Source organism: Pseudomonas sp. A1230 (assembly GCF_044218825.1).
In the GTDB taxonomy this organism is placed as follows: domain Bacteria; phylum Pseudomonadota; class Gammaproteobacteria; order Pseudomonadales; family Pseudomonadaceae; genus Aquipseudomonas; species Aquipseudomonas iridis.
This window is the reverse complement of sequence record NZ_CP162582.1, coordinates 3,393,610-3,420,502: the sequence shown is the minus strand read 5'-3', so window position 1 is coordinate 3,420,502 and position 26,893 is coordinate 3,393,610. Positions and strand designations below refer to the sequence as shown.

General features: G+C 58.6%; 23 protein-coding genes. 15 read left to right on the top strand and 8 right to left on the bottom strand.

What is annotated here, in order from left to right:
- Positions 1–37: 37 nt before the first annotated feature.
- Entirely contained in the window at positions 38–1,411 is a 1,374-nt protein-coding gene (locus tag AB4P97_RS16055) for a lysozyme inhibitor LprI family protein (RefSeq protein WP_395601325.1), read from the bottom strand.
- 218 nt (positions 1,412–1,629) lie between these two features.
- Between AB4P97_RS16055 and AB4P97_RS16050 the strand changes: the two genes are divergently transcribed.
- The 4 genes from AB4P97_RS16050 (at position 1,630) to AB4P97_RS16035 (ending at position 6,835) form a co-directional block, all read left to right on the top strand.
- Positions 1,630–3,234, top strand: coding sequence for a tetratricopeptide repeat-containing response regulator (locus tag AB4P97_RS16050; protein WP_042560529.1), 1,605 nt, complete (start codon positions 1,630–1,632; stop codon positions 3,232–3,234).
- Positions 3,231–3,923, top strand: coding sequence for a sensor histidine kinase KdpD (locus AB4P97_RS16045; RefSeq protein ID WP_042560528.1), 693 nt, complete (start codon positions 3,231–3,233; stop codon positions 3,921–3,923). Before AB4P97_RS16050 ends, AB4P97_RS16045 begins: the two co-directional genes overlap by 4 nt.
- Before the next feature lie 200 nt (positions 3,924–4,123).
- The gene (locus tag AB4P97_RS16040; RefSeq protein WP_395602950.1) at positions 4,124–5,365 is read left to right on the top strand and encodes a glutamine synthetase family protein; all 1,242 of its coding nucleotides are present in this window, start codon (positions 4,124–4,126) and stop codon (positions 5,363–5,365) included.
- Positions 5,366–5,434: 69 nt separating this feature from the next.
- Positions 5,435–6,835, top strand: a complete 1,401-nt coding sequence (locus AB4P97_RS16035; RefSeq protein ID WP_395601324.1) for an MFS transporter — start codon at positions 5,435–5,437, stop codon at positions 6,833–6,835.
- Positions 6,836–6,900: 65 nt separating this feature from the next.
- Here AB4P97_RS16035 and AB4P97_RS16030 read toward each other — a convergent pair whose 3' ends face one another.
- The 4 genes from AB4P97_RS16030 to flgA form a co-directional block, all read right to left on the bottom strand.
- On the bottom strand, positions 6,901–7,647 hold the full coding sequence (locus AB4P97_RS16030; protein ID WP_115146191.1) for a flagellar brake protein: 747 nt from the start codon (positions 7,645–7,647) through the stop codon (positions 6,901–6,903).
- A gap of 92 nt (positions 7,648–7,739) precedes the next feature.
- Positions 7,740–8,207 (bottom strand): flagella synthesis protein FlgN, encoded by a 468-nt coding sequence (locus AB4P97_RS16025; RefSeq protein WP_042560524.1) that lies wholly within the window; start codon positions 8,205–8,207, stop codon positions 7,740–7,742.
- A 48-nt stretch (positions 8,208–8,255) separates the two neighbouring features.
- Complete coding sequence (gene flgM, locus AB4P97_RS16020) at positions 8,256–8,582, bottom strand: flagellar biosynthesis anti-sigma factor FlgM (protein WP_042560523.1); 327 nt, start codon at positions 8,580–8,582, stop codon at positions 8,256–8,258.
- Positions 8,583–8,743: 161 nt separating this feature from the next.
- Positions 8,744–9,505 carry a flagellar basal body P-ring formation chaperone FlgA gene (flgA, locus tag AB4P97_RS16015; protein ID WP_080896055.1) on the bottom strand — a complete coding sequence of 254 codons (762 nt, stop codon included), beginning with the start codon at positions 9,503–9,505 and terminating at the stop codon, positions 8,744–8,746.
- Between the two features lie 81 nt (positions 9,506–9,586).
- Here flgA and AB4P97_RS16010 point away from each other — a divergent pair, with 81 nt between their 5' ends.
- The 6 genes from AB4P97_RS16010 to flgE all read left to right on the top strand — a co-directional run bounded on the left by AB4P97_RS16010 (position 9,587) and on the right by flgE (position 14,729).
- Complete coding sequence (locus AB4P97_RS16010; protein ID WP_042560522.1) at positions 9,587–10,519, top strand: chemotaxis protein CheV; 933 nt, start codon at positions 9,587–9,589, stop codon at positions 10,517–10,519.
- A 46-nt stretch (positions 10,520–10,565) separates the two neighbouring features.
- On the top strand, positions 10,566–11,393 hold the full coding sequence (cheR, locus tag AB4P97_RS16005; protein WP_042560521.1) for a protein-glutamate O-methyltransferase CheR: 828 nt from the start codon (positions 10,566–10,568) through the stop codon (positions 11,391–11,393).
- A 369-nt stretch (positions 11,394–11,762) separates the two neighbouring features.
- On the top strand, positions 11,763–12,173 hold the full coding sequence (flgB, locus tag AB4P97_RS16000) for a flagellar basal body rod protein FlgB (RefSeq protein WP_042560520.1): 411 nt from the start codon (positions 11,763–11,765) through the stop codon (positions 12,171–12,173).
- 3 nt (positions 12,174–12,176) lie between these two features.
- Positions 12,177–12,620, top strand: coding sequence for a flagellar basal body rod protein FlgC (flgC, locus tag AB4P97_RS15995; protein WP_042560519.1), 444 nt, complete (start codon positions 12,177–12,179; stop codon positions 12,618–12,620).
- 15 nt (positions 12,621–12,635) lie between these two features.
- Positions 12,636–13,364, top strand: coding sequence for a flagellar hook assembly protein FlgD (gene flgD, locus AB4P97_RS15990; protein ID WP_042560518.1), 729 nt, complete (start codon positions 12,636–12,638; stop codon positions 13,362–13,364).
- A gap of 30 nt (positions 13,365–13,394) precedes the next feature.
- A complete protein-coding gene (gene flgE / locus AB4P97_RS15985; RefSeq protein ID WP_042560517.1) occupies positions 13,395–14,729 on the top strand; it encodes a flagellar hook protein FlgE in 1,335 nt (444 codons plus the stop codon).
- Between the two features lie 465 nt (positions 14,730–15,194).
- Here the strand turns inward: flgE and AB4P97_RS15980 are convergent, their stop codons facing one another.
- Positions 15,195–18,089 (bottom strand): ribonucleoside-diphosphate reductase subunit alpha, encoded by a 2,895-nt coding sequence (locus AB4P97_RS15980; protein WP_042560516.1) that lies wholly within the window; start codon positions 18,087–18,089, stop codon positions 15,195–15,197.
- Positions 18,090–18,860: 771 nt separating this feature from the next.
- On the opposite strand from AB4P97_RS15980, the gene AB4P97_RS15975 reads away from it, so the two are divergent.
- Both AB4P97_RS15975 and AB4P97_RS15970 read left to right on the top strand, forming a co-directional pair.
- A complete protein-coding gene (locus AB4P97_RS15975; protein WP_042560515.1) occupies positions 18,861–19,583 on the top strand; it encodes a response regulator in 723 nt (240 codons plus the stop codon).
- The gene (locus tag AB4P97_RS15970; RefSeq protein WP_042560514.1) at positions 19,580–21,190 is read left to right on the top strand and encodes an ATP-binding protein; all 1,611 of its coding nucleotides are present in this window, start codon (positions 19,580–19,582) and stop codon (positions 21,188–21,190) included. Before AB4P97_RS15975 ends, AB4P97_RS15970 begins: the two co-directional genes overlap by 4 nt.
- An 852-nt stretch (positions 21,191–22,042) precedes the next feature.
- Here AB4P97_RS15970 and AB4P97_RS15965 read toward each other — a convergent pair.
- Together AB4P97_RS15965 and AB4P97_RS15960 are read right to left on the bottom strand one after the other, a co-directional pair.
- Positions 22,043–22,768, bottom strand: coding sequence for a 4'-phosphopantetheinyl transferase (locus AB4P97_RS15965; protein ID WP_395601323.1), 726 nt, complete (start codon positions 22,766–22,768; stop codon positions 22,043–22,045).
- 149 nt (positions 22,769–22,917) lie between these two features.
- The gene (locus tag AB4P97_RS15960; RefSeq protein ID WP_047302675.1) at positions 22,918–23,709 is read right to left on the bottom strand and encodes a dienelactone hydrolase family protein; all 792 of its coding nucleotides are present in this window, start codon (positions 23,707–23,709) and stop codon (positions 22,918–22,920) included.
- A gap of 142 nt (positions 23,710–23,851) precedes the next feature.
- Between AB4P97_RS15960 and AB4P97_RS15955 the strand changes: the two genes are divergently transcribed.
- The 3 genes from AB4P97_RS15955 (at position 23,852) to AB4P97_RS15945 (ending at position 26,628) form a co-directional block, all read left to right on the top strand.
- Positions 23,852–24,457, top strand: coding sequence for a membrane protein (locus tag AB4P97_RS15955; protein ID WP_042560511.1), 606 nt, complete (start codon positions 23,852–23,854; stop codon positions 24,455–24,457).
- A 150-nt stretch (positions 24,458–24,607) separates the two neighbouring features.
- The gene (locus tag AB4P97_RS15950; RefSeq protein WP_042560510.1) at positions 24,608–25,285 is read left to right on the top strand and encodes a response regulator transcription factor; all 678 of its coding nucleotides are present in this window, start codon (positions 24,608–24,610) and stop codon (positions 25,283–25,285) included.
- Positions 25,282–26,628: an ATP-binding protein gene (locus AB4P97_RS15945; RefSeq protein ID WP_047302673.1), complete on the top strand. Its 1,347-nt coding sequence runs from the start codon at positions 25,282–25,284 to the stop codon at positions 26,626–26,628. The genes AB4P97_RS15950 and AB4P97_RS15945 overlap by 4 nt, the downstream gene beginning before the upstream one ends.
- Positions 26,629–26,893: the final 265 nt, after the last annotated feature.

Below are 26,893 nucleotides of genomic sequence, written 5' to 3'. Positions count from 1 at the left end.
CCGGTTGTCGGGGCTTTTTCATGCGCGGGCATCGAGACTACTCCTCGGCGCCACCTCCGGGTTTGCCGATTGAAGTGCTGATCTCGGTAATGCGCCGACGGCCGTTAACCTTGTAGTCACGTTCTTGTTCTGCTTCGCCCGGTTTGCGCACAGTCATTTGCGCGTACAAGCCATCCTTCGCACTGTAGGTGCCGAACCAGTTATTCATTCTCGCAATAAAACACTCGCCACCGATGATCACCGGGAAGTCGGCGACTGGTTCGATGGCGTAATAGCCTGCTCCGTAGCCGTAATACTCCTCGCTGTCTGTGGCGGACTCAGGAATGGGGCAGAGGGGCTTTCTTTCTTGTGCGGTGTCGGGCGTGTGTTCCTCGACGGTAGCCAGGCCTTTGGCAAGTTCATGGTGCAGGTCTGGCTTCAGCTTATAAGTGGTTTTGTGATCATCAGACTGAATGCGGGGGATACTGAGTCGATAGCGATAGCGAACCGTCAGCTTCGGCACTTCGCGGTTTACCTGCAACGGACTGAGCAGGTAGACATCATCAATGCCGTACCCGCTGTCGCGATAGGCGGCATAGACCTTGCCGCGAATGCTGATCCAGTTCACGGACTGGTTGGCGCCGCGATCACTAGTGGAATAGAGGACGCCGCCAATTGATTCTCCGTCCGACGCTGGGGTCCTGCGGGTGAACTTATCTCCGTCACGGCGATAAGTTCCAACTGAAGTGTACAGACTGGTACCGCCGTTATAAGTCTGAACAATCAGGTCACGTTGCCCGTCACTGTCGAGATCCCGCAGCGTAAAGGATGTCGGGCCCAGTGCGGTGTCAGCCTCGAAATCAGTGGCGCTCAAGGCCTTCCACTCATTCCGCGAAACGCCTTTGGGGATGGTTTTAGGGAAGTGCGTTTTATCAGAATATTGATCGGCGTCCGGCTCTGCAGAAAATGTGGTTTCAGTGTTTTTTAACGACAGTGAAACGAGTGCTCGTTCCAGGGCAAACTCCGGATCATTTTTACTGATTGCCCGAATACTGTTTTGCAGATCATCCAATACCTGTTTGTCGACGCCACTCGGCTGATGGGCGACAACTTCTGTCCACTGCGCCTGCAAAACCTTCAGTTGCTCGCGGTAGCGTTGATCCAGGCAGGCGACATCTTCAACGCATCCGTTGCGCGCTTTCAACCAAAGCCGCTGAGTACGTTTGAGCTCGGGTTGTGCATCGACAGAAGCCTTCATCAACCCCCGATAAACCGTCCCCATCTGCGCATCCAGTTCATACAAACCTTTATTCGCGCAGATAGTGTTTTCAACGGCATTCGCCGCTTTGCTGCAGTCCATTGCGTTCGCCATTGCCTGCTGGAGAAACAGCAGCGCACAGGCGGACACGATGTAGCGTCCTTTGATGTACACGAAGTAAGCCTTGTAGTGGAAGTTGTGCAGGCGCGCAGAGTAATCGTAGTGCGAGGAATGTTGTAGCACCCGCTTCAGGGAACGCGACTTCTGGCCGATAACCCAAACGGTGAGTTCAGACTTGCGTGAAAACGCTTGATAGCATTTTGCCGGCAGTTATCATCTGCACGCCTGAAATCGTCCTTGGTTCATCTACTTCAATTGCCTGGAAATCCTCGATGCTGTCGTATCACCAAAAGCGTTTTCTGATCGTCGATGATTTCTCGGATTTTCGCAGTTCCGTGCGCTCGATGTTGCGCGAGCTGGGCGTCAAGGACGTGGATACGGCAGACAGCGGCGAGCAGGCGCTGAAGATGTGTGCGCAGAAGTCTTATGATTTCATCCTGCAGGATTTTCACCTCGGCGACGGTAAAAAGAACGGCCAGCAAGTCCTCGAAGACTTGATGGTGGAAAAGCTCATCAGCCATGAAGCGGTGTTCGTCATGGTGACCGCCGAGACCAGTCAGGCGATGGTGCTCAGTGCTCTTGAGCATGAGCCGGATGCCTACCTGACCAAACCGTTCAACCGCTCGGGTCTGGCTCAGCGCCTTGAGCGTCTGGAGCAGCGCAAGACGTTGCTCAAGCCGATCCTGCAAGCGCTCGATCGTGGCAAACCGGTCGAGGTGCTCAATGCCTGCATCGCCCTGTGCAAGCAGGACATCCGCTATTCGCCGCTGTGCCTGCGTTACCGCGCCGATGCGCTGCGCGACCTGAATCAGAACGAAGCGCTGGAGCGTTTGTACGACGGCATCATTGCTGATCGGCCGCTGCCTTGGGCATTCGCCGGGCTGGGCAAGTTGTTGTTCAAGCGTGGCCAGGTTGCCCAAGCCAAAGGCGTGTACGAGAAAGCCCTGAAAGCGTTCCCGCTGATGCCGTCGCTGTATGACGGCATGGCCGATGTGCTGGTTGCCGAGGGCGATACCAAAGGCGCGCAGCGGGTGCTGGAAGAGGCGATCCGGTTATCGCCACTGGCAGTGCGTCGACAGGCGTTGCTGGGCAAACTGGCGATGGCCAACGAAGATTTCGACACCGCCTCGCGCGCTTATCGTCAGGCCGTGGCGCAAGGCGCGCAGTCGCGATTCAAAGATGCGGAAAGCAACCTCGGCCTGGCCCACGCCTTGATCAGCAAGGGCAGCGAGCGCGGTCTCGACACCCGCACGCGGCTTGAGATCAACACCACGCTCAGCGCGGTGGCCAAAGAGAACCCGAGCGATCCGGGCCTGCAGATTCGGGCGCGGCTGATGAAGGCCACCAGCCTGCTGCTCAACGATGCCGAAACCGCTGACAAGCTTACCGAGCAGGCAATGATGCGCCTCGACGGCATGGAGCAGTTCATGAGTCCGGAGGCGGCGTTGCTGGTCGCCAAGCAGTTGCAGATGCTCGGTCAGGCCGAGGCGGGTAACTCGATGCTCAAGAGCTGTGCGGAAATCTACGGCGACGATCCGGCGGTGATGAAAGACATCGCCAAGCTCACCGATGACCCAACTATCCTCAGTTCCAGCAACGCCGCCGCCGACCTCAACCGTCAGGGTGTGCGCGTGTACAAGACCGGCAATCTGGTGGAGGCCCGCGAGGTGTTCCGCAAGGCGCTGAAGATGCAACCGAAGAACATCAGTATTGCGCTGAACATGGCCCAGTCGTTGCTGCACGGCACCGACACCAGTGTGCCGTCGGCGGAGCTGGAAGAATGTCGGGCCTGCCTGAAAATGGTCGGCCTGATGCCCGACACCGACGCGCGTCATGCGCGTTATCAGAAGCTGAAAAGCAAGGCCTTTGGCGAATGAACCAAGACGAGCAGGCTCTCGATTTTTCCACGGTGATTGCCTCCACCGTCCACGACATGAAGAACTCGCTGGCCATGCTCATGCAGGCCCACAGCCAATGGCTGGCGCGCTTGCCGCAGGGGCAACGCGAAGGCACGGAGCAGGGCGTGATCGACTTCGAGTTCGCCCACCTCAACGGCATGCTGGTGCAACTGCTCGGGCTGTATAAGCTCGGCGTCAACCAGATGCCGTTGCAGCCGGCGTACCACGAGCTCGATGATTTCATCGAGGCGCAACTGGCGGCGCATCAAGAGGTGTTTGCCAGTCGCGGGATCATCGCGACCTACGAAGTTGATCCGTTGAGCCCGCTGGGCTTCTTCGACCGTGAATTGGTCGCTTCGGTGCTGGGCAACTGCATCAACAACGCCATTCGTTACGCCCGCGAGTCGTTGCTGATTACCGTCAGTGACGAGGCCGGGCAATTGGTAATCAGCATCAACGATGACGGCGACGGTTATCCGGCCCAGATGCTCGAGCGTCAGGCCGACTACGTGCAGGGCATCAATCACAGCAGCGGCAGCACCGGGCTAGGCCTGTATTTCGCCAATCGAATTGCGGCGTTGCATCAGCGCAATGGCGTTGAAGGGCGCACCGAAATCGGCAATGGCGGGCCGCTGGGTGGCGGGGTTTTCAGTCTTTATCTACCGTGACGCGGGATTTTGTTTGACGCTGCTTGATATTGCGAACAGCCGGAGCCTATTTTGTACGGGTCGCCGTTCGCGGCTCGCAAAATAACAAGGATTGCGTCATGACAACCGATGGCCAGCGTTCACTCGCACAGCGACTGACGGGCATTGATGAGATTGAATGTGTCACGCCGGATTTGAACGGCGTACCACGGGGCAAGGTAATGACTGCCGAGGGTTTCCTCGAAGGGCGCCGTTTGCAGTTGGCCCGGGGTGTGTTGCTGCAATGCATCATGGGCGGATATCCGCCGGCGCGGTTTTACGGCAGCGATGACGGCGATCTGGCGCTGATTGCCGAGCCAGGCCAGATTCATCGCTTGCCGTGGAGCGACGAACCGCGTGCCCTGGCGATTTGCGATGCTGATGAGCTGACCGGCGAAAGCTCCAACCTGTCGACCCGCGGCCAGCTCAAGGCAGTCATCGCCCGTTACGCGGCGCGCGGCCTGGCACCGGTGGTGGCGACAGAACTGGAGTTCTTCGTGTTCGCGCCTAACACCGATCCAACCCAACCGTTTCGCCCGCCAGTCGGCCTCGATGGTCGCCGCGAGGACGGTTTGTCGGCGTTCAGCGTCAGCTCCAATAACGGTCTGCGGCCGTTCTTCAGCGAAGTGTACAAATGCATGGCGGCCCTTTGTTTGCCGCGCGATACCTTCATGCATGAAATGGGCGTCAGCCAGTTCGAGATCAACCTGCTGCATGGTGACCCGCTGCTGTTGGCCGACCAGACGTTCCTGTTCAAGCATCTGCTGAAAGAAGTCGCGCTCAAGCACGGCCTGACCGTGGTGTGCATGGCCAAGCCGCTGGCGCACACGCCGGGCAGCTCGATGCATATTCACCAGAGCATCGTCGACATCGCTACGGGCAAAAACGTCTTCAGTGACAATCACGGCGAGCCGACCGCGATGTTCCGCCACTTCATCGGTGGGCAGCAGGCGGGGATGGCCGACTTCACAGCACTGTTTGCACCGAATGTGAACTCGTACCAGCGTCTGTGCCATCCGTACGCGTCGCCGAACAATGCTTGCTGGTCGCACGATAACCGTGCGGCCGGGTTGCGGATTCCGGCCAGTGCGCCGGTCGCTCGTCGGGTGGAAAACCGTTTGCCGGGCGCCGATGCCAACCCCTATCTGGCGATCGCCGCCAGTCTGGCCGCCGGTTTGCATGGCATCGAGCATGAGCTTGAACCGAGCGAAGCGATCCAGGGCGAGTTCGAGGTGCCGGACAATCTTTCGCTACCGTGTACCTTGCACGCCGCGCTCGAGCGTCTGAAGCGTAGTCAATTGGCGAGGGAACTGTTTGGACAGGAGTTCATCGAAGGCTACATCGCTTCGAAGACCATGGAACTGACCAGCTTCTTTGATGAAATAACTCCCTGGGAACGGCGTGTTCTAGCAGCCCAGGCCTGACGTACCATCGTCACCGGGCTATCGTTCTGGTAGCCCGATCTTTACTGCAAGGAGCCGCTCGGAACGCCGATGCGCCAAATCTGGAAATCCTTTCGAGCGCTGTATTTCGCCTCGCTGATGATGCTGATCGGCTCGGGCCTTTTGTCTACGTATCTGGCGTTGCGCCTGGCGGCCGAGAATGTCGACGGACTATGGGTCGGTGCGCTGATGGCGGCCAACTATTTCGGTCTGGTGCTGGGCGGCAAGATCGGCCACCGGTTGATCGCCCGCGTCGGCCATATCCGGGCGTATTCAGCGTGTGCCGGGATCGTCGGTGCGGCGGTCCTTGGCCATGGCATGGTCGATTGGTTGCCGGCGTGGCTGGTGCTGCGGACCATCGTCGGTCTGGGCATGATGTGCCAATACATGGTGATCGAGAGCTGGCTCAATGAGCAGGCCGATGCCAATCAACGTGGGCTGGTGTTCAGCGGCTACATGATTGCTTCGTACCTGGGGCTGGTGCTCGGTCAGCTGATTCTGGTCATGCACCCGGGGCTGGGTCTGGAACTGCTGATGCTGGTCGCGCTGTGCTTTGCCCTGTGCCTGGTGCCGGTGACGCTGACCCGGCGGATTCACCCGGCGCCACTTCATCCGGCACCGATGGAGCCGCGCTTCTTTATCAAGCGCGTGCCGCAGTCATTGAGCACGGTGCTCGGTGCGGGATTGATCATCGGCGCGTTCTACGGTCTGGCACCGTTGTATGCGTCGCAGCAGGGGCTGTCGACCGAGCAGGTCGGTCTGTTCATGGGTAGCTGCATCTTCGCCGGATTGCTGGTGCAGTGGCCATTGGGCTGGCTGTCTGATCGTTATGACCGTGCGTTGCTGATCCGTTGCTTCGCCGGCTTCCTTGCGGTGGCGGCGTTGCCATTGGCGATCTTGCCGCAGGTGCCGCTGGAGGTGCTGTTCGTGGTCGGCTTCCTCTGTTCGCTGGTGCAGTTCTGTCTGTATCCGTTGGCGGTGGCGTTTTCCAACGACCACGTAGAGGGGGATCGGCGCGTGTCGCTGACGGCGATGCTGCTGGTCACTTACGGTGTTGGTGCGAGTATCGGGCCGTTGCTGGCGGGGGTGCTGATGAAGTTTCTCGGCAGCCAGAGCCTGTATGCGTTCTTCAGCTTCTTTTCGCTGGTGCTGGTGTGGCGAATCCGCCCGAAAGCCGTGACCAATCTGCATCAGGTCGACGACGCGCCGCTGCATCACGTGGCAATGCCGGACAGCATGTCGAGTTCGCCGCTGGTCGCTGCGCTTGATCCGCGAGTGGATGAGCAGGTGGTGCAGGAGCAGATGCAGAATCCGGTGCCGCCGGAGCCGGAGCCAGAGCCCGATCCAGCGCCGGAACCAGAGCCTGAAAAAGAACCAGAGCCTGAGCCAGCAACAAGCCCGGATGAGGACAGCGACAGACCCACGCCGGATATCAGTGGCGCCAGACCTTGAAAATCGGTCGTGCATAAAAAAGGGCCGTCCCTTCAAGGACTGCCCTTTTTATTTGCGCGTACGACTCACATATCGTCTTTGTCGAAACGCCGTGCTTCACGTTGCAACTGATAGACGAAACGCTCGACGTTGCGCGCGGCCGGGCCACTGATGTTGTGGAAGCGCAAGCCGGCGAAGGTGATGTTGAGTTTTTCTTCGAAGTGCAGATAGCGCAGTTCGACGGAAATCGGCTGATTGCCGAACAGTGGCGGGGCGATCATGCGGTCGTAGACCTGGCCCAGTTGCAGCCGGTCAGTGATGTCGCCTTCGAAGCGCAGCTTGCAACCGGTGGCGGAAATATCCAGCAGTTTGCCCTGGATCGGCGCCTTGAGCTTTTCGCCACCCAGTTCAACGCTGACCAGATCGGTCAGTTTCAGTGCTGCGCGAAACGCGTTGCGGCGCTGGTGGTAAACCACTTCGCTCGGCAGCTCGCCGGTGTAAAAGCGGTCGCCGTCGGATTCTTCGATGTTCAGCGTACCGTTGCATTCCCAGGCGATGCGCACACCATCATGGAAGCCTTCAACCCTGAATGGTTCGCCGGCGAGCAGAAAGCGTTCGCCGTCGCGTGGGATCATTTCATCGAGGGTAATCGAGGCGCTGTCGCGGTCGACTTTGATCAGGTAGCTCTGGAAGCGCTGGCTGCGTTCATGGAACGTGATGATCAGCGGGTCGTGACTGTCTTGCAGTTGACGCAGGTTGCTGGAGATTTCCAGTGGCGTGGTGAGCACCTTAGGGGGCTGCGGAGCATCATCCGCGCTTAGGGCGTTTGGCACGTTCTCTCAATCTCCAGACAAAATTTGACGATGAATGGCCAGCATTTTGCCAGCATGTTCCGCGTGTTGATAGTGCAGGCACATCGAATGGCTCACGCCTGGCTGAAGGTGCGCGGCTTGACGGGTCTGGCGAAAGTGCCGCTCGCGTCATACAGCGCTGGCGGTTCGCCCCCGGTGAGGATTTTCAATTGATTGGACGTCGCGGCCTGCTGGATCTGGATCGACTGGCCGTTCTTGGCGTTGGCTGCCTGACACTGGCTGATGAGGTCCGTGAGGGCATCGCCCTGCGTCATCAACTGCTCGCCAATGCTCGACTGGCTGGCCAGTTGCTCGAGCCCTGTGCGGTCAGTCGGCAGGTTCAGGCTGGCGAGGATTTCGCTGCGCTTGCGGCCATGCTGTTCAAGCAGAATGATCAATGCCTGTTTGCGCGCCAGAATTTCTTCCAGCAAGGGCATGTCGCGACCGTGCAAAGCGAGGGCCTCGGTTTGCAGTAACTCCAGCAATTGTTGAGCTGGAGCAAAGTCGTCGTTGATCAGTTGCAGTAAATTAGTGTCGTGCATGGCTGGCCTTGGGTTTTAAGCGTCCAAAAGCCTGGCGCAGGCGAAGGCCTAGCGCTGGGCTTCGAAGTTGAGCAGTTTGCTGGCTACACGGTTGCTGTCGACTTTATAGCTGCCATCGGCAATCGCGGCTTTCAACTCGGCCACACGGGCTTTGTCGACAGCAGGTTGATCGCGCAGCTTGTCAGTGACCTTCTGCAACTGTTGAGCCTCATTGCTGAGGTGTACCGATTCCCCGCTTTTAGCGGTACTGGCCGATTCGGCCGGGGTATTCAGCGGCGCGGAGGTGCCGTTTTCGGCGGTTTCCTTGGCGTTGCTGGTACGCGTACTGCCCGTAAGTGACGAGGAGCTGTTCAAACGGCTGAAATCGATGACCATGATAAAAACCTCTGGGAATTTGGACGCTTGCCATGTTTTCGGCTATCCCCTGGAAAACTTTAGGCCCATTTGCCAATGAGTCTGCATGCGCCGGCGCGTGTCCTGCTGCGGCACAGTTTAGGGAAGCGACGGGGTCCGCGCCAGTTTTCTCACTAGGGCTTCTACATGGCGACTTCCACTTGGCCCGGCGCGGTGACTTGCGCCTTGATGACCCGTTGCGAGTTGAGGTTTTTCACCCGGATCTGTTCTCTCAAGCCGCCATTGGCAAGGGCTTCACCGGGCATGCGCACGGCGAGCGTGCCGCTGCGGGCGATGATGACCACTTGATCGCCCTTGCGCACCACTTCCGCCTGTTCCAGATGCACCAGGGTAATGACCTGATCGGCGACCGTTGGTCGGGTTAATTTCTGCCCAATCGCTTCGTCTACCGACGTCAAAAAACCTTGGTTGATTGTGCTGACGTCGCGCTCGCGCAATGTCACGTCCTGAGGCTCGATAATTCCGGCGCGCTTGAGTGGCCGGGTAGTGGTCACAATCTCGCGAAACAGGCGGACTTGAGCGGGTACGAACACGGTCCAGGGGGATGCGCCCTCACAGCGAATCTTCACCGTTACCCGGCCCAAAGGACGTGCCGGACTCTCCAGTGAGGCTGTCAATTCCTTGTCGCACATGGGCATGCGCATGCGGGGATCCAGCTGGTTCACTTCGATTTCGTAGCGGCCTTCCGTTTGACTGGTTGCCAGATAGTCTTCTACGGTGAACTCAAGAAAGCCCTGAGTGACGCCGATAAGCATGTCAGGCATGGTAACCGCATCAGCAATGGCAGGGCTGCCAGCGAAACAGCAGCAAATGGCGGACACCGCGCAAAGCCCTCTGCGGAGGGAAGATGTCAGGTGTCGGAAAAATGTCGTTTGAGCGTTCATACGAGTTAAAAAGCAAGCGCCGTGCCGTTTAGCAATGAATGTGCGTCGCAACAACACTTGGCGTTGGTTTAGGAGTCTGGCATGGCTGGTGTAATGGATTCGGTGAACCAGCGCACGCAACTGGTAGGGCAGAATCGCCTGGAGCTGTTGTTGTTCCGTCTCGACGGTCAGCAGCTCTACGGGATCAACGTGTTCAAGGTTCGGGAAGTGCTGCAATGCCCTTCGCTGACGTTGATGCCCAAGTCCAGTCCTGTCGTGTGCGGGGTGGCAAGTATTCGGGGGGCGACCATTCCGATCCTTGATCTGGCAATGGCGACCGGCTCCGGTGCGTTGAAAGACAAGAAAAACCCGTTCGTGATCATCACGGAGTACAACACCAAGACCCAGGGTTTCCTGGTCCGCTCGGTGGAGCGCATCGTCAACATGAACTGGGAAGAGATTCATCCGCCGCCCAAAGGCACGGGTCGCGATCATTACCTGACCGCTGTGACTCGGGTGGACAATCAGTTAGTCGAAATCATCGACGTCGAGAAAGTGCTGGCGGAAGTCGCACCGACGCCGGAAGCGATTTCGGTCGGCGTGGTCGATGTCGAGACCCAGACCAAAGCGTTGTCGCTGCGAGTGCTGACGGTCGATGACTCGTCGGTGGCACGCAAGCAGGTCTCGCGGTGTCTGCAGACGGTCGGCGTTGAAGTCGTGGCGTTGAACGACGGCAAGCAGGCGCTGGATTACCTGCGCAAGCTGGTCGACGAGGGCAAGAAGCCGGAAGAAGAGTTCCTGATGATGATCTCCGACATTGAGATGCCGGAGATGGACGGGTACACCCTGACGGCGGAAATCCGCAGCGACCCACGCATGCAAAAGCTTCATATCATCCTGCATACTTCGTTGTCGGGAGTGTTCAATCAGGCGATGGTCAAGAAAGTCGGTGCCGATGACTTTTTGGCCAAATTCCGTCCTGATGACCTGGCATCCCGGGTAGTCGACCGGATCAAAGCAGCAGATATCAGCTAGGGGCCTTCTGCCCCTGGCGGTCAACACGATTTAAGAGGCGGCATCATTGTCTACGGGTAATTTGGATTTCGAACAATTCCGGGTATTTCTGGAAAAAGCCTGTGGCATTTTGCTCGGTGAAAACAAGCAGTACCTGGTCTCGAGCCGTCTCAACAAACTGATGGAAGTGCAAGGCATCAAGTCACTGGGTGAGCTGGTTCAGCGCATCCAGACCCAGCCGCGCAGCGGTTTGCGCGAACAGGTGGTCGATGCCATGACGACCAACGAAACCCTGTGGTTTCGTGACACCTATCCGTTTGAAGTCTTGAAGAACAAGGTGCTGCCCGAAGCCATCAAGGCCAGTCCCAACCAGCGTCTGCGGATCTGGTCGGCGGCATGCTCGTCGGGTCAGGAGCCATACTCGCTGTCGATGTCGATCGACGAGTTCGAGCGCAGTAACCTTGGTCAGTTGAAGATGGGCGTGCAAATCGTTGCCACGGACTTGTCCGGTCTCATGCTGAACAACTGCAAGACCGGCGAGTACGACAGCCTGGCGATCGGTCGCGGTTTGTCCGCCGAGCGCTTGCAGCGTTATTTCGACCCGAAAGGGCCGGGTCGCTGGGTCATCAAGGCGCCGATCAAGAGCCGGGTGGAATTCCGCTCGTTCAACTTGCTCGACAGCTATGCAGCGCTGGGCAAGTTCGACATCGTGTTCTGCCGCAACGTGTTGATCTACTTCTCTGCCGAGGTGAAGAAAGACATCCTGTTGCGCATTCACAGCACGTTGAAGCCGGGCGGTTATCTGTTCCTCGGCGCTTCCGAAGCGCTGAACGGTTTGCCGGATCATTACCAGATGGTTCAGTGCAGTCCGGGGATCATTTATCAGGCGAAGTAACTGGCATCGGCAACACAAGAACGGGAGTCCTCAGGGGCTCCCGTTTTTTTGTGCCTGGCGTTTAATCCGAAATCACCGCAAAACCCTGTGGGAGCGAGCCTGCTCGCGAAAGCGGTTTCCCAATCAGCATCATTGGTGGCTGACCCACCGCCTTCGCAAGCAGGCTCGATCCCACATTTGCTCTCTAGTGTTCTTGAGGGCAGGGGCAAGCGGCAGAAAAGCGGCATCTGGCGGAAAACGGTTGCCGCTTTTCTGGCATTGCCGCTTTGCCGATAACCCGCAAGGCCCCGGTTTACGGGTGTTTCTCGCATTGGCACGCAGCTTGCTAAAGCTCAGTTACGAAAAACCGGTCACCTGAAGGTTCCCGACATGAGCATCAGCTTCGATAAAGCGCTCGGCATTCACGAAAAGGCTTTGGGCTTCCGCGCCCAACGCGCCGAAGTGCTGGCCAACAACATCGCCAACGCCGATACCCCGAACTACAAGGCTCGGGATCTGGACTTCTCCAAAGTGCTGGAAGCACAGACCGAGAAAACCAAAAGCGGCGGCCACTTCGCCCTGAACATGACCAACAGCCGTCACATCGAGGCTGAAGGCTTGGGCAATGGCGACGAATCGCTGCTGTATCGCACGCCGATGCAACCGTCGATTGACCAGAACACCGTTGACGCTCAACTGGAACAGTCCAATTACGCGGAAAACGCCGTGGGCTTCCAGGCCAGCTTCACCCTGCTCAACAGCAAATTCAAAGGGCTGGTTTCAGCCCTGCGCGGAGAGTAATTCATGTCCCTGTCCAGCGTTTTCAACATTGCCGGCAGCGGCATGAGCGCACAAACCACGCGTCTGAACACCGTGGCATCGAACATCGCCAACGCCGAGACCGTCTCGTCGAGCATCGACCAGACCTACCGTGCCCGTCACCCGGTATTCGCCACCATGTTCCAGGGTGGCCAGAGTGGCGGCAGCAACTCGCTGTTCCAGAACCAGGACGCTGCGGGTCAAGGCGTGCAGGTGCTGGGTGTCGTCGAAGACCAGAGCAACCTCGAAGCGCGCTACGAGCCGAATCATCCGGCTGCCGATGGCAAGGGCTACGTCTACTACCCGAACGTCAACGTGGTGGAAGAAATGGCTGACATGATTTCCGCGAGCCGGTCCTTCCAGACCAACGCCGAAATGATGAACACCGCCAAAACCATGATGCAGAAAGTACTGACCCTCGGTCAGTAATAAGGTGCGACTGCCATGAGCGTTACCGATACCACCAATAACCTCAGCATGAAAGACATCCTGGCGAACTCCTCGAAGAAGACGAGCAGCACTACTTCGGGCGGCATCGCTTCGGCCACCAACAGCGCCACCGGTGGCCAGGCCTTGGGCAAGGATGCGTTTCTGCAACTGCTGGTTACCCAGCTGAAAAACCAGAACCCGCTTGATCCGCAGGACAACAGTGCGTTCGTTGCACAGTTGGCGCAGTTCAGCAGCCTGGAAGGCATTACCACGCTCAACAGCACCGTTAGCGGGCTGGCCGGCAACTACAACTCTTCGCAAGCGTTGCAGGCGTCGTCTCTGGTTGGGCGCAACGTAATTGTGCAGACCAACACCGCACAGCTCGACGATCCGACCAAAGGCCTGACCGGTTCGGTAACCGTGCCATCGTCCATCGCGGGCGGCACCGTGACCATCACCGACAAGGACGGCAAAACGGTGCGCACCATCGACCTGGGCAGCCGCGCCGCTGGCGCCGCCAGTTTCACGTGGGATGGCAAGGATACCAGCGGCACCGTGGTGCCCGTCGGTACCTACACCTTCAAGGCCAACGCACCGATCAACGGCGCCGCGACGGACCTGGCGACTTACCTGCCAGCCACGGTCAACAGCGTGACGATCAGCCAGACCGGTGGCGAGCTTATGCTCAACCTGGCCGGCAAGGGCTCCGTCGCCCTGTCCAAAGTACAAACCATTGGTATATAGAGCCGACTAACCGGCACAAAGGAGTGGAATATGTCTTTCAATATCGGCCTTAGCGGTCTCTATGCAGCCAACAAACAACTGGACGTGACCGGCAACAACATCGCCAACGTCGCGACTGCCGGTTTCAAATCTTCTCGTGCAGAGTTTGAAGACGTCTATTCGGCGACCAAACTGGGCACCGGCAGCAAGGTCATCGGTAACGGTGTGCGCCTGGCCAACGTTTCGCAGCAGTTCACCCAGGGTGACATCAGCAACACCGGTAACGTGTTGGACATGGGCATCAACGGCTCGGGTTTCTTCACCATGAGCAACAACGGTTCGATCTCCTATACCCGTGCCGGTACATTCAAGGTCGATGACGCCGGTTTCATCACCAACACCGATTACACCTCGCGTCTGCAAGGCTACGGCGTGGATGCCAACGGCAAGATCATCAACGGTGTGTTGACCGATCTGAAAATCGACACCTCGAACCTGGCGCCGAAGTCGACTTCGGCCGTTGGATCGAGCATCAACTTGAACTCTTCGTCCCCGGTGATCGTTGATACTGGCGCCACCGCCGTCAAGTTCGATCCGTCCAAGGTCGAGACCTACACCAAGTCGTTCAGCACCCCGATCTATGATACGCAGGGCAACAAGCACGACATGGATCAGTATGTGGTGAAGACGGGCCAGAATACCTGGAAGGTTTACACGTTGGTGGACGGTCGTAACCCGGATGCAGCAGGTAGCGATCCAACCAAGGTCGACCCGATTGCTTCGACACTGACGTTCGACTCTTCCGGCAAGTTGCTTCAGGTAAGTACGCCAAACCCGGCAGATCCAGCCAATCCGATCATCAGCAGCGACCTGAAGATGACAGGCTGGAGGCCGGGCAATGTTATCGGCGGTAACTTTGTTCCTAATGGCGCATCAGCAAACCCGGCTGGCGTGACCATTTCGATGGCCAAGACCACCCAGTACAACGCGGACAACTCGCGTACGATTCCGACTCAGGATGGTTACGCCACTGGCCAGATCACCAATCTGACCATCGACGGCACCGGTACTCTGTTCGCCAACTTCAGCAACAATCAGAACAAGGCCATCGGCCAGGTTGCGCTGGCCAGTTTCACCAACGAGCAGGGTTTGCAGGCTGTTGGTGGTACTAGCTGGAAAGAAACCTTTGCTTCGGGTATCCCGGGCTACGACGCTCCGGAAACCGGTACTCTGGGTTCCATCCAGTCCAACTCGCTGGAAGAGTCGAACGTTAACCTGACCAATGAGCTGGTTGATCTGATCAAGGGTCAATCGAACTATCAGGCGAACGCGAAAACGATTTCGACTCAGAGCACGATCATGCAGACCATTATTCAGATGGCTTGATTCTGGGTTTTTGGCTGTAAAGGGAGCCCCTCTTTTTGAGGGGCTTTTTTGTGGATGGCGTTTTTGGGGGGCGGGGGATATCCGTTGCTGCGATGATGGCTGCTTGAGGTTGTGCCCTGACGTCGGGGCCACTTTGGCAAGCGCCGGAGTGCCGGCCCAGTCCAAAGCAACCAAAGGTCTGTGCCCTGACGTTCGGCCATCTCCCGAGGAGGAGGGAGCGGACTTGTGGGCTATTCAGAGCTTGAACTCGACTCGGTATGTCTCTACCAATCACCACGGTCAGTCCCCTCTCCCTCGGGGAGAGGGCTAGGGTGAGGGGCTTTTGATCTTTTGCCCCTTCAGCACACCGAGCGAAGGCGATGCCCCCAACCCCAAAAAAACAAAACCCCCGACAAACCAGAAGTCTGTCGGGGGTTTTTTTGCCTGGAAGAATCAGGCGTTTCGCAACGCCTGATTCAGCTCAGCTTATTGGCAAGCTTCGCAATCCGGCTCGTCAATCGCGCAAGCCTTTGGCACTGGAGCAGGACCGGCAGGAGCAGCCAGGACCGAATCTTCACCGTGGTTACCGCCGCTGGAAACAGCGTTCAGCTTGCCGGTGTTGATGGTCGACTTCTCGGTGCTGGTCGCGGCCAGGGCACGGAGGTAGTAGGTGGTTTTCAGACCACGGTACCAAGCCATGCGGTAGGTCACGTCAAGCTTCTTGCCCGATGCGCCGGCGATGTACAGGTTCAGCGATTGGGCCTGGTCGATCCACTTCTGACGACGGCTGGCCGCGTCAACGATCCACTTGGTGTCCACTTCGAACGCGGTAGCGTAGAGCTCTTTGAGTTCTTGCGGGATGCGCTCGATCTGCTGAACCGAACCGTCGTAGTACTTCAGGTCGTTGATCATGACCGAGTCCCACAGACCGCGAGCCTTGAGGTCGCGAACCAGGTACGGGTTGATCACGGTGAATTCGCCCGACAGGTTCGATTTCACATACAGGTTCTGGTAGGTCGGTTCGATCGACTGCGATACGCCGGTGATGTTGGCGATGGTCGCGGTCGGTGCGATGGCCATGATGTTGGAGTTACGAATGCCTTTCTGTACACGGGCGCGAACCGGTGCCCAGTCCAGGGATTCGTTCAGGTCAACGTCGATGTACTTCTGGCCGCGTTGTTCGATCAGGATCTGTTGCGAATCCAGCGGCAGGATGCCTTTGGACCACAGCGAACCCTGGAACGTCTCGTAAGCGCCGCGCTCGTCAGCCAGGTCGCAAGAGGCCTGGATGGCGTAGTAGCTGACCGCTTCCATCGACTTGTCGGCGAACTCGACAGCAGCGTCGGAGCCGTAGGCGATGTGCTGCAGGTACAAAGCGTCCTGGAAGCCCATGATGCCCAGACCTACCGGACGGTGGCGGAAGTTGGAGTTCTTCGCCTGCGGTACCGAGTAGTAGTTGATGTCGATCACGTTATCGAGCATGCGCACGGCGGTGTTCACGGTGCGTTGCAGTTTAACGGTGTCCAGCTTGCCGTCGACGATGTGGTTCGGCAGGTTGATCGAGCCCAGGTTGCAGACCGCGATCTCGTCCTTGTTGGTGTTCAAGGTGATCTCGGTGCACAGGTTCGAGCTGTGAACCACGCCGACGTGCTGCTGCGGGCTACGCAGGTTGCACGGGTCTTTGAAGGTCAGCCATGGGTGGCCGGTTTCGAAGAGCATGGACAGCATTTTGCGCCACAGGTCTTTGGCCTGGATGGTCTTGAACAGCTTGATCTTGCCCGGGTACTGGGACAGGGCTTCGTAGTATTCGTAACGCTCTTCGAACGCCTTGCCGGTCAGGTCGTGCAGATCCGGTACTTCGGATGGCGAGAACAGGGTCCACGGGCCGTCATCGAAGACGCGCTTCATGAACAGGTCAGGGATCCAGTTGGCAGTGTTCATGTCGTGGGTACGACGACGATCATCACCGGTGTTCTTGCGCAGCTCGATGAACTCCTCGATGTCCATGTGCCAGGTTTCCAGGTAAGCACACACAGCGCCTTTGCGCTTGCCACCCTGGTTAACGGCTACAGCGGTGTCGTTCACGACTTTGAGGAACGGAACCACGCCTTGCGACTTGCCGTTGGTGCCTTTGATGTACGAACCCAGCGCACGGACCGGAGTCCAGTCGTTGCCCAGGCCACCAGCAAATTTCGACAACATGGCGTTGTCGTGAATCGCGTGGTAAATGCCCGACAGGTCATCCGGCACGGTGGTCAGGTAGCAGCTCGACAGCTGAGGACGCAGGGTACCGGCGTTGAACAGGGTCGGAGTCGAAGCCATGTAGTCGAACGAGGACAACAGGTTGTAGAACTCGATCGCACGGTCTTCTTTGTTCTTCTCTTCGATCGCCAGGCCCATGGCCACGCGCATGAAGAAGATCTGCGGCAGTTCGAAACGCACGCCATCCTTGTGGATGAAGTAGCGGTCGTACAGGGTCTGCAGGCCCAGGTAGGTGAATTGCTGATCGCGCTCGTGGTTGATCGCCTTGCCCAGTTTTTCCAGGTCGAAGGTGGCCAGCACAGGGTTCAGCAGTTCGAACTCGATACCTTTGGCGATGTAAGCCGGCAGGGCCTTGGCGTACAGGTCGGCCATTTCGTGGTGAGTGGCGCTCTCGGCCACTTCCAGGAAGTTCAGGCCTTCGGCACGCAGGGTGTCCATCAGCAGGCGGGCGGTCACGAACGAGTAGTTCGGCTCGCGCTCGACCAGCGTACGGGCGGTCATCACCAGGGCGGTGTTGACGTCGGTCAGGGCCACGCCGTCGTACAGGTTTTTCAGGGTTTCGCGCTGGATCAGGTCGCCGTCGACTTCAGCCAGGCCTTCGCAGGCTTCGGTGACGATGGTGTTCAGGCGACCCATGTCCAGCGGCGCCAGGCTGCCGTCGGCACGGGTGATGCGGATCGACGGATGCGCATTGACGGCTTCTTCGGCCGGGGCGTGTGCAGCGCGTTCTTTCGAACGACCGTCACGGTAGATCACGTAGTCGCGAGCGACTTTCTGCTCACCGGCACGCATCAGGGCCAGTTCGACCTGGTCCTGGATTTCTTCGATGTGGATGGTGCCGCCCGAAGGCATGCGACGCTTGAAGGTCGCGGTGACCTGTTCGGTCAGGCGGGCAACGGTGTCGTGGATTCGCGACGAAGCGGCAGCAGTGCCGCCCTCAACTGCGAGAAACGCTTTGGTGATAGCGACGGTGATCTTGTCATCGGTGTAAGGAACGACAGTGCCGTTACGCTTGATCACGCGCAGTTGACCAGGCGCGGTGGCTGCCAGATCCGAATTCGAATCAGCGGCCTGCGGCAAGGTGCCCTGCGGGTTCTCGCGAGTTGTGTCGGTTTGCATGAGGGATTGTCTCCACATTCTCTATGTTTGTTTGGGCACCATCATGGTGCTCACCGTTCTGTCCCGAAGCACTACAACCGACGAGAGTCGGCATTCACAACTTCGGAGCAGTAGGAAAAAGGCTACGACGCCGCATCCTTGCCGAAGTTTTTGGTTGCGAGCACAGGCTCGAACCGGATTCCTTTCGGATGACAGTAATGACTGCAACACCCATACCGTTTTGCCCGTTCGGGGCTATAAAAACGGTGCCATCCGCCAGTGCGGTTTGGTCTTCGAAAAACTTGCTGCGTTCAAGCTGAAACTCGCCATAAATCGCTTGAGTTTCAGCTCTGAAATGTGGTTGGCCTTTTAAGGCGAAAACCCTACATGTAGGGTCTCTGTTTTCGCTGCGCTACAAGATAATGCGTTTTAAGGGGTGTTGCAACGTACGGACTGTGGATAAACCTGTGCGTAAATTGTGTAAGAAACCTGGAATTCCCGTGTAGGCCGCGAACCTGCTGACCTAGACCGTTTGTCACTGTTTTTCCGCTGACAAAATCGCTTCAGCGGTTTTTTAAGGGCGCGAACCCTATCACAAAATCTGGCCTTGTCCGAACGCATTTACCGACTTGTGTTCTGGCTGTACGCCGTTTATACAATCGGCCCATGCACAGGCATTCTTATCCTCCCAGGACATGACAAATGAACGGGAGGATTCAGAAAAATGTAGGACCGTGCCTGGCAGGGCATCGCCTTCCTTCTATTAATAAAAACAGCAAGCAGAGGTCACCGGTGGAGCAACAAGCCTTTCAGATATTGATAGTCGAGGATGATCAACGTCTGGCCGAACTCACTCGGGACTACTTGCAAGCCAATGGATTGCGCGTGGAGATCGAAGGCAACGGCGCGCTGGCGGCGGCGCGGATCATCGCCGAGCAGCCGGATCTGGTGATCCTCGATCTGATGCTCCCCGGTGAAGATGGCCTGACGATCTGCCGCAAGGTGCGCGACCGTTATGACGGGCCCATCCTGATGCTGACCGCGCGCACCGACGATGCCGACCAGATCCAGGGGCTTGACCTCGGCGCCGACGATTACGTGTGCAAACCGGTGCGTCCGCGACTGTTGCTGGCACGCATTCAGGCATTGCTGCGACGCAGTGACACACCCGAGCCGAGCGCGGAAAAAAGCCGTCGCCTGCAATTCGGTCCGCTGGTGGTCGACAACGCCTTGCGCGAGGCCTGGCTGAGCGACAACGGCATCGAGTTGACCAGCGCCGAATTCGACCTGCTTTGGCTGCTGGTGTCCAACGCCGGGCGCATCCTGTCGCGGGAGGAAATCTTCACTGCGCTGCGTGGCATCGGTTACGACGGCCAGGACCGTTCGATCGATGTGCGTATCTCGCGCATCCGCCCGAAAATCGGTGATGACCCCGATCACCCGCGCCTGATCAAGACCATCCGCAGCAAAGGCTATCTGTTTGTCCCTGAAGCCTGCGTAGACCTGACGCTGTGAACTCGATCTTTCTGCGCATCTACGGCGGCATGTGCGCAGCGCTGATTCTTGTGGCGGTGCTCGGGGTATTGGCGCTGAACCTGCTCAATCAGGTGCGCAGCGAGCAATATCGCGAGCGTCTGGCCCACGGCACGTTCTCGCTGATGGCTGACAACCTGCAGCCGATGAACGAAACCGAGCGCCATCGTGCGCTGCTGGTGTGGGAGCGACTGCTGGGGATTCCGCTGACCCTGAAGACATTTGCCGAAACCGATCTCGATTTGTCTCAGCGGGCCCGGGTGCAGCGCGGGCAGGCGCTGGTCGAACAGACCGGGCCGCACGCGGCGAAAGTTTATCGACTGGTCAGCGACAAGGAGCAAATCGTCCTCACCGGCGAAGTGCAACAGATCAGCGAGCAACTGGCCCGGGCGACGATTTATCTGCTGGCTGATGAGCTGGTGCGCGTGCCAGTGGCCGAACAACCGAAACGGCTGGCGCAGATAAAGAAAGACAAGGGTTTTGGTTTTGACCTGCGGCTGGTCACGATCAGTGACGCCGACATGGACGAAGACCAGAGCCGGCGCGTGTCCGAGGGCGATACGGTGATGGCGCTGGGCAAGGGCGGCGATTCGATCCGTGTCTTTGCCGGCATGGTCGGCACGCCATGGGTGCTGGAAATCGGCCCGTTGTATCAGATGAATCCGTACCCGCCGGAGTGGCTGGTGCTGATCGCCGCGCTCGGTCTGAGTTTGATCGGCCTCATCGTTTATCTATTGGTGCGTCAGTTGGAGCGGCGTTTGCGCGGTCTCGAAGCAGCGGCCACGCGCATCGCCAAGGGCAGCCTGGAAACCCGCGTGCCGGCGCGCGGTGCCGACTCGGTCGGGCGCCTGGCCTCGGCGTTCAATGGCATGGCCGAGCACTTGCAGCAGTTGCTGGCGATCCAGCGCGAACTGGTGCGCGCGGTGTCTCACGAATTGCGCACGCCGGTGGCGCGCCTGCGTTTCGGTCTGGAGATGATCGGCTCGGCGACCACCCCGCAAGCACTGGAAAAGTACCGTGAAGGCATGGATCACGACATTGAGGACCTCGATAAGCTGGTCGACGAAATGCTCACCTACGCGCGGCTGGAGCAGGGTTCGCCGGCGCTGACGTTTCAGCGCATTGACCTCGACGCGTTGGTTGATCAGGTGATCGAAGAGCTGGCGCCGTTGCGCGCCGAGGTCACGGTGCAGCGTGGGTTGTGCCTGTCGGCTGCCGACAACGATGATGCCTGGGTCGAGGCTGAGCCTCGGTATCTGCACCGCGCCCTGCAGAATCTGGTGGGTAACGCGATGCGCCACGCGCACTCGAAGGTCACGGTGAGTTATCAGGTCGGGCAATTGCGTTGTCGGGTTGATATCGAAGATGACGGGCCGGGTGTACCGGAGGTGGCGTGGGAACGGATTTTCACGCCGTTTCTACGTCTGGACGACAGTCGCACACGGGCGTCGGGCGGGCATGGCTTGGGGTTATCGATTGTGCGGCGGATCATCCACTGGCATGACGGCCGGGCGATCATTGGCAAAAGCAAAAGCCTGGGTGGAGCTTGCTTTAGCCTGAGTTGGCCGAGGAATCAGGAACGCCGCTGAGTCTTGAGCTGGCCGGGCTGGCCCCATCGCTGGCAAGCCAGCTCCCACAGGTATGAGGTGGGTCCATCAACTCAGCCACAGGTGTGAGGTGGGCCCATAAGTTCAGCCACAGGTGTGAGGTGGGCCCATAAGTTCAGCCACAGGTGTGAGGTGGGCCCATAAGTTCAGCCACAGGTGTGAGGTGGGCCCATAAGTTCAGCCACAGGTGTGAGGTGGGCCCATAAGTTCAGCCACAGGTGTGAGGTGGGCCCATAAGTTCAGCCACAGGTGTGAGGTGGGCCCATAAGTTCAGCCACAGGTGTGAGGTGGGCCCATAAGTTCAGCCACAGGTGTGAGGTGGGCCCATAAGTTCAGCCACAGGTGTGAGGTGGGTCCATAAGCTCAGCCACAGGTGTGAGGTGGGTCCATAAGCTCAGCCACAGGTGTGAGGTGGGTCCATAAGCTCAGCCACAGGTGTGAGGTGGGTCCATAAGCTCAGCCACAGGTGTGAGGTGGGCCCATAAGCTCAGCCACAGGTGTGAGGTGGGCCCATAAGTTCAGCCACAGGTGTGAGGTGGGCCCATAAGTTCAGCCACAGGTGTGAGGTGGGTCCATGAGTTCAGTCACAGGTGTGAGGTGGGCCCATGAGTTCAGTCACAGGTATGAGGTGGGCCCATGAGCTCAGTCACAGGTATGAGGTGGGTACATAAGCTCAGCCACAGGTATGAGGTGGGTCCATGAGCTCAGCCACAGGTATGAGGTGGGCCATGAGTTCAATCAGAGGTTTGAGGTGAGTCCACAATATCTGTGTTCATCACCGACACTGTGGGAGCTGGCTTGCCAGCGATGAGGGCCCATCAGGCAATAATGATCTCAGGCCTTGATGCTGACCAGGCTCAACAACTGACCATCCTGCACCCCGAACTGGGCATCCAGCTCGGTGCCGTTGCGCCACTCAGCCGACAGATCGGTCAACAAGCGCAACCGGACGGATCCCGCCGCGGTCCACTCCAGCACCTCGGCGTGCTCAAAGTAAAAGCGCTTCTGCACGATCGGGTAGAGCGCCTTGAACAAACTCTCTTTCACCGAAAACGTCAGTGTCACCCACAGGGCCGTTTGATCCGGAGATGCCGCAGCCATGCGCTGCATTTCCGGCGCGGTCAGAATTTCTCCGGCCAGGCGCTCGGCGCGTTCGCGGTTGAGCAGGTTTTCCAGGTCCATGCCCAAACCGCGCCAATGCTGCTTGTTGGCGACAATCGCCGCCGCGCGGCCGGTGCTGTGGGTGATCGAGCCGCAGATGTGCGCCGGCCAGACTGGCGCGCGATCTTCGCCAATTGGCGGAACCACGCCGCTGCCCTGAAGTTGCTGCAACGCCGCGCGGGCGCAGATGCGCCCCGCGAGAAACTCCGCCTGCCGCTTGGCCACCGAACGCTGAATACTCGGCGGCGGCTCGATGGCGCTGCGCTGGAAGTCATTGCCAAGCAGTTGTGACGGATCGAAATGCGTACTGAGCAGCACCGTGTCGGGCAATACCGTCGGCAACGGCCAGTGAGCATCGAGCGGGGTGCAACAGGCGGGGAGGGCTGGAGTTGGATTCATGACGGGCATTTTGCCGGTTAGTCGGGACAAGGTCGAGATCAGTGGCGCGGCTTTCGCGAGCAGGCTCGCTCCCACAGGGAATTTGTGATCAACGCAGATTCAATGTGGGAGCGAGCCTGCTCGCGAAGGCCGCGCCGCGGTCTTTCAGGTCAGCCAAATATTTTTTGGAAGAACGCTTTCATGTCCGCCCAGGATTTTTCATCGGCGGCCTTGTTGTAGCCGATATCCGGGCCACCGTGCTCGCCATGACTCAAGCGATCAGCATCCGGATTGCTGAAGCCATGCTTGGCACCCTCAAGGCTGACAAATTTATAGTCAGCGCCAGCCTTGTCCATTTCTGCTTTGAAGGCGCTGACGTTGTCCGGTGTGACCATGCTGTCGAGCGCGCCATGTTCCACCAGGATTTTCGCTTTCACACTGCCAGGCGTGGCCGGGGTTTTGGTTGCCAGTGCGCCGTGGAAACTCACCACACCCGCCAACGGCACACCCTGACGCGCCGCGTTCAACACCACCGCACCGCCAAAGCAGTAACCGATGGCCGCCAGTTTGTTCACGTCGGTCTGCGGCTGTTTCTTCAGCAAATCCAGCCCGGCTTCGAAACGCTTGCTGGCGGCCGCCGCGTCCGCGGTCGCTGCCTGCATGAACGCCATCGCATCTTTCGGGTGCTCGGTGTTCTTGCCTTCGCCGTACATATCGATCGCCAGCGCGCTGTAACCGAGTTCGGCCAGATCCCGCGCGCGGCGCTTGGCGTAATCGTTCAGCCCCCACCACTCATGCACCACGACGATCCCCGGACGCTTGCCTTTGATGGCGTCGTCGTAGGCGTAGTAACCGAGCAGCTTGGTGCCGTCGGCGCTCTGGTAGGGGATTTCCTCAGTCTTGATCGCAGCCTGGGTGAGGCTGCTGACAGCGAGCAACGTGAGGGCGAGGAACAGGCGCATGGTCGGTCTCCTTATTGATAAGTGGTCAAAACAGCCTAGTCGATTTGGTTCAGGTCAGGTTCAGAGAGCGTTCAGGGTCGGTACAGGGGAGGGGCAGTAATCTTGCGCCATACCCAAACAGCACTGTGAAAGAGGAAATACCATGACTCGTTTAAACAAACTGCTGCTGGCATTTACCGTAATGAGCGCCAGCATCGCGGCCCATGCCGACACCACTTCCAACTTCGCTGGCCTGACTTTCGGCCAGACGAGCGACAAGATCAAAAAGTCCCACGCACTGAACGATAACCTTGATCACCCGAACGCCACTGGCGCGATCGACGGCAACAACACCTACGGCGTACGCCTCGGTCAGCAAAACTCGCAAGGTCGCTACTACGCCACCTACGACAATGTGTCCGGTTCGCACAATGGCATTAAACTGCGTCAGGAAAACCTGCTGGGCAGCTACGATCTGTTCTACCCGGTGGGCAGCAGCACCAAACTGTTCGGCGGCGCGACGGCGGGTCTGACCAAGCTGACTCAGGAATCCCCAGGCTTTAGCCGTGACAGCGACATCGGCTATGCAGTCGGCGGCCAGTTCGGTGTGATGCAGCAAGTTTCGCAAAACACGTCGGTGGAACTCGGTTACCGTTACCTGCGCAGCAATGCCAGCACCGAGATGAGCGAACGTGGTGGCAGCAAGCAAGGCTCGCTGGACCTGACCAGCAGCGCGCAGACGTACTTGTCGGCCAACTACTTTTTCTAAGAAGTTGCCGCCAGGCTAAATGTGGGAGCGAGCCTGCTGGCGAAGCGATGTGTCAGTCGACATCTTCATTGACTGATCCACCGACTTCGCGAGCGGGCTCGCTCCCACAGGTGTGTTTTTGGAGATTTCTGATTTGCCCGGGAGAGCGTCATGAAGCTATTGGTCGTCGAAGATGAAGCGCTGTTGCGCCATCACCTGCAAACCCGCCTGACGGAGAGCGGTCACGTGGTTGAGTCCGTGGCCAATGCCGAAGAGGCGCTGTACCAGACCGGCCAGTTCAACTTTGACCTGGCGGTGATCGATCTCGGTCTGCCGGGTATGGGCGGTCTCGACCTGATTCGTCAGTTGCGTTCAGGCGGCAAGACCTTTCCGATCCTGATTCTCACCGCGCGCGGTAACTGGCAGGACAAGGTCGAAGGCCTCGCCGCCGGCGCCGATGATTACGTGGTCAAACCGTTCCAGTTCGAAGAACTCGACGCGCGCCTGAATGCCTTGCTGCGCCGTTCCAGCGGCTTCACCCAGTCGACCATCGTTGCCGGCCCGCTGTTGCTTGATCTCAATCGCAAACAGGCGAGCCTCGATGAGCAACCGCTGGCGCTGACCGCTTACGAATACCGCATCCTTGAATACCTCATGCGCCATCACCAGCAAGTGGTGCCCAAGGATCGCTTGATGGAGCAGCTCTATCCGGACGACGACGAGCGCGATCCAAATGTGATCGAAGTGCTGGTCGGCCGCTTGCGCCGCAAACTCGAAGGCCCGGCCGGGTTCAAGCCGATCGATACCGTGCGTGGCCTCGGTTACCTGTTCAATGAGCGCTGCACTTGATTCGTTCCCTTCGCGTTCGGCTGATGCTCGCCGCCACCACGTTGGCGGTGTTGTTCATGCTTGCCCTGCTGCCGGCGATGCAAGGCGCATTCAGCCTTGCCTTGCAGGATTCGATCGAGCAACGCCTGGCTTCGGACGTCACCACGCTGATCTCTGCCGCGCGCGTTGAAAACGGGCGATTGATGATGCCGTCGCAGTTGCCCGACGAGCGTTTCAACCTCACCGACTTCCGTTTGCTCGGTTACATCTACGACCGTGAAGGGCACTTGGTCTGGCGTTCCAGAGCGACTCAGGAAGAACAGATCAACTACAAGCCGCGTTACGACGGACTCGGCAATGAGTTCGCGCGGATACGCGAAGCCAATGGTCAGGAGTTCTTCGTTTACGACGTTGAAGTCAAACTGCTCGGCGGCAAAAGTGCGGCGTTCAGCATCGTCGCCCTGCAACCGGTGCGCGAGTACGAAACCACCCTCGAAGGCCTGCGCGAAAATCTTTATCTGGGCTTCGGCGCAGCCTTGCTGGTGCTGTTGGCTCTGTTGTGGATCGGCCTGACCTGGGGCCTGAAAGCCTTGCGTCAACTCAGTCAGGAGCTCGACGAAATCGAAACCGGCACTCGCGAAAGTCTCACCGAACAACATCCGCGCGAACTGCTGCGCCTGACAGGCTCGCTGAACCGCTTGCTGCTGAGCGAGCGTCAGCAGCGCAGCCGCTATCGCGATTCTCTGGATGATTTGGCGCACAGCCTGAAAACGCCGTTGGCGGTGTTGCAAGGCGTCAGTGAGGACATGGCTCAGCGGCCTAAAGACGTCGATCAGGCCTGGGTTCTGCAGAGTCAGATTGAGCGCATGAGTCAGCAGATCAGTTATCAGCTGCAGCGGGCGAGTTTGCGTAAAAGTGGGCTGGTGCGGCATCAGGTGCGGTTGCGTCCGGTGCTGCAAAGTCTGTGCGATACGTTGGACAAGGTGTATCGCGACAAGCGTGTGCGGGTGGTGTTTGATCTGCCGGAGCATTGTTATGTGCCGATCGAGCAGGGCGCCTTGCTGGAGATGATGGGGAATTTGCTGGAGAACGCTTATCGGCTTTGTCTGGGTGAGGTGCGCATCAGTGTGCGTGAGAGCCTGACCGGGGTTGAGTTGTGTGTTGAGGATGATGGGCCGGGTGTGCCGCCGGATCAGCGGGCGCGGATTCTGGAACGTGGTGAGCGCCTGGATCGGCAGCATCCGGGGCAGGGGATCGGGTTGGCGGTGGTGAAGGATATTATTGAGAGCTATAACGCCAAACTCGCGCTGGGCGATTCGCCGATGGGTGGGGCGGCGTTCAGGATTCACTTTCCTGCGGTTTGAGTTTTGACCGGGGGTTTGGTTTTGGGGTTGGGGTTGGGGTGTATATCCGTTGCTGCGGTTATGGCGGCTTAGGGTTTCGCCCTTACGGCGAGTCACCTTTTCCAGACGCCGGAGTGCCGGCCCAGCGAAAAGGTAACCCAAAAGGCTTTGCCCTGACGTTCGGCCCACTCGCTGGGGCTCGGGGTTCCTTCGCTCCGGGATCCATCCGGGGCATCGATTCCGGTTTGCTTCGCTGCACCTCCTTTCGATGTCTTCCCCGGATGAA

Bases quoted from the DNA above. Each gene is read 5' to 3' on its own strand.
- AB4P97_RS16025 (WP_042560524.1), bottom strand. From the start codon at position 8,207: ATGCACGACACTAATTTACTGCAACTGATCAACGACGACTTTGCTCCA.
- AB4P97_RS16050 (WP_042560529.1), top strand. From the start codon at position 1,630: ATGCTGTCGTATCACCAAAAGCGTTTTCTGATCGTCGATGATTTCTCG.
- flgC (WP_042560519.1), top strand. From the start codon at position 12,177: ATGTCCCTGTCCAGCGTTTTCAACATTGCCGGCAGCGGCATGAGCGCA.
- flgA (WP_080896055.1), bottom strand. From the start codon at position 9,505: ATGAACGCTCAAACGACATTTTTCCGACACCTGACATCTTCCCTCCGC.
- flgE (WP_042560517.1), top strand. From the start codon at position 13,395: ATGTCTTTCAATATCGGCCTTAGCGGTCTCTATGCAGCCAACAAACAA.
- AB4P97_RS16010 (WP_042560522.1), top strand. From the start codon at position 9,587: ATGGCTGGTGTAATGGATTCGGTGAACCAGCGCACGCAACTGGTAGGG.
- AB4P97_RS15960 (WP_047302675.1), bottom strand. From the start codon at position 23,709: ATGCGCCTGTTCCTCGCCCTCACGTTGCTCGCTGTCAGCAGCCTCACC.
- AB4P97_RS15955 (WP_042560511.1), top strand. From the start codon at position 23,852: ATGACTCGTTTAAACAAACTGCTGCTGGCATTTACCGTAATGAGCGCC.
- AB4P97_RS16040 (WP_395602950.1), top strand. From the start codon at position 4,124: ATGACTGCCGAGGGTTTCCTCGAAGGGCGCCGTTTGCAGTTGGCCCGG.
- flgM (WP_042560523.1), bottom strand. From the start codon at position 8,582: ATGGTCATCGATTTCAGCCGTTTGAACAGCTCCTCGTCACTTACGGGC.
- AB4P97_RS16035 (WP_395601324.1), top strand. From the start codon at position 5,435: ATGCGCCAAATCTGGAAATCCTTTCGAGCGCTGTATTTCGCCTCGCTG.
- AB4P97_RS15965 (WP_395601323.1), bottom strand. From the start codon at position 22,768: ATGAATCCAACTCCAGCCCTCCCCGCCTGTTGCACCCCGCTCGATGCT.
- flgD (WP_042560518.1), top strand. From the start codon at position 12,636: ATGAGCGTTACCGATACCACCAATAACCTCAGCATGAAAGACATCCTG.
- AB4P97_RS15950 (WP_042560510.1), top strand. From the start codon at position 24,608: ATGAAGCTATTGGTCGTCGAAGATGAAGCGCTGTTGCGCCATCACCTG.
- AB4P97_RS16045 (WP_042560528.1), top strand. From the start codon at position 3,231: ATGAACCAAGACGAGCAGGCTCTCGATTTTTCCACGGTGATTGCCTCC.
- flgB (WP_042560520.1), top strand. From the start codon at position 11,763: ATGAGCATCAGCTTCGATAAAGCGCTCGGCATTCACGAAAAGGCTTTG.
- AB4P97_RS15980 (WP_042560516.1), bottom strand. From the start codon at position 18,089: ATGCAAACCGACACAACTCGCGAGAACCCGCAGGGCACCTTGCCGCAG.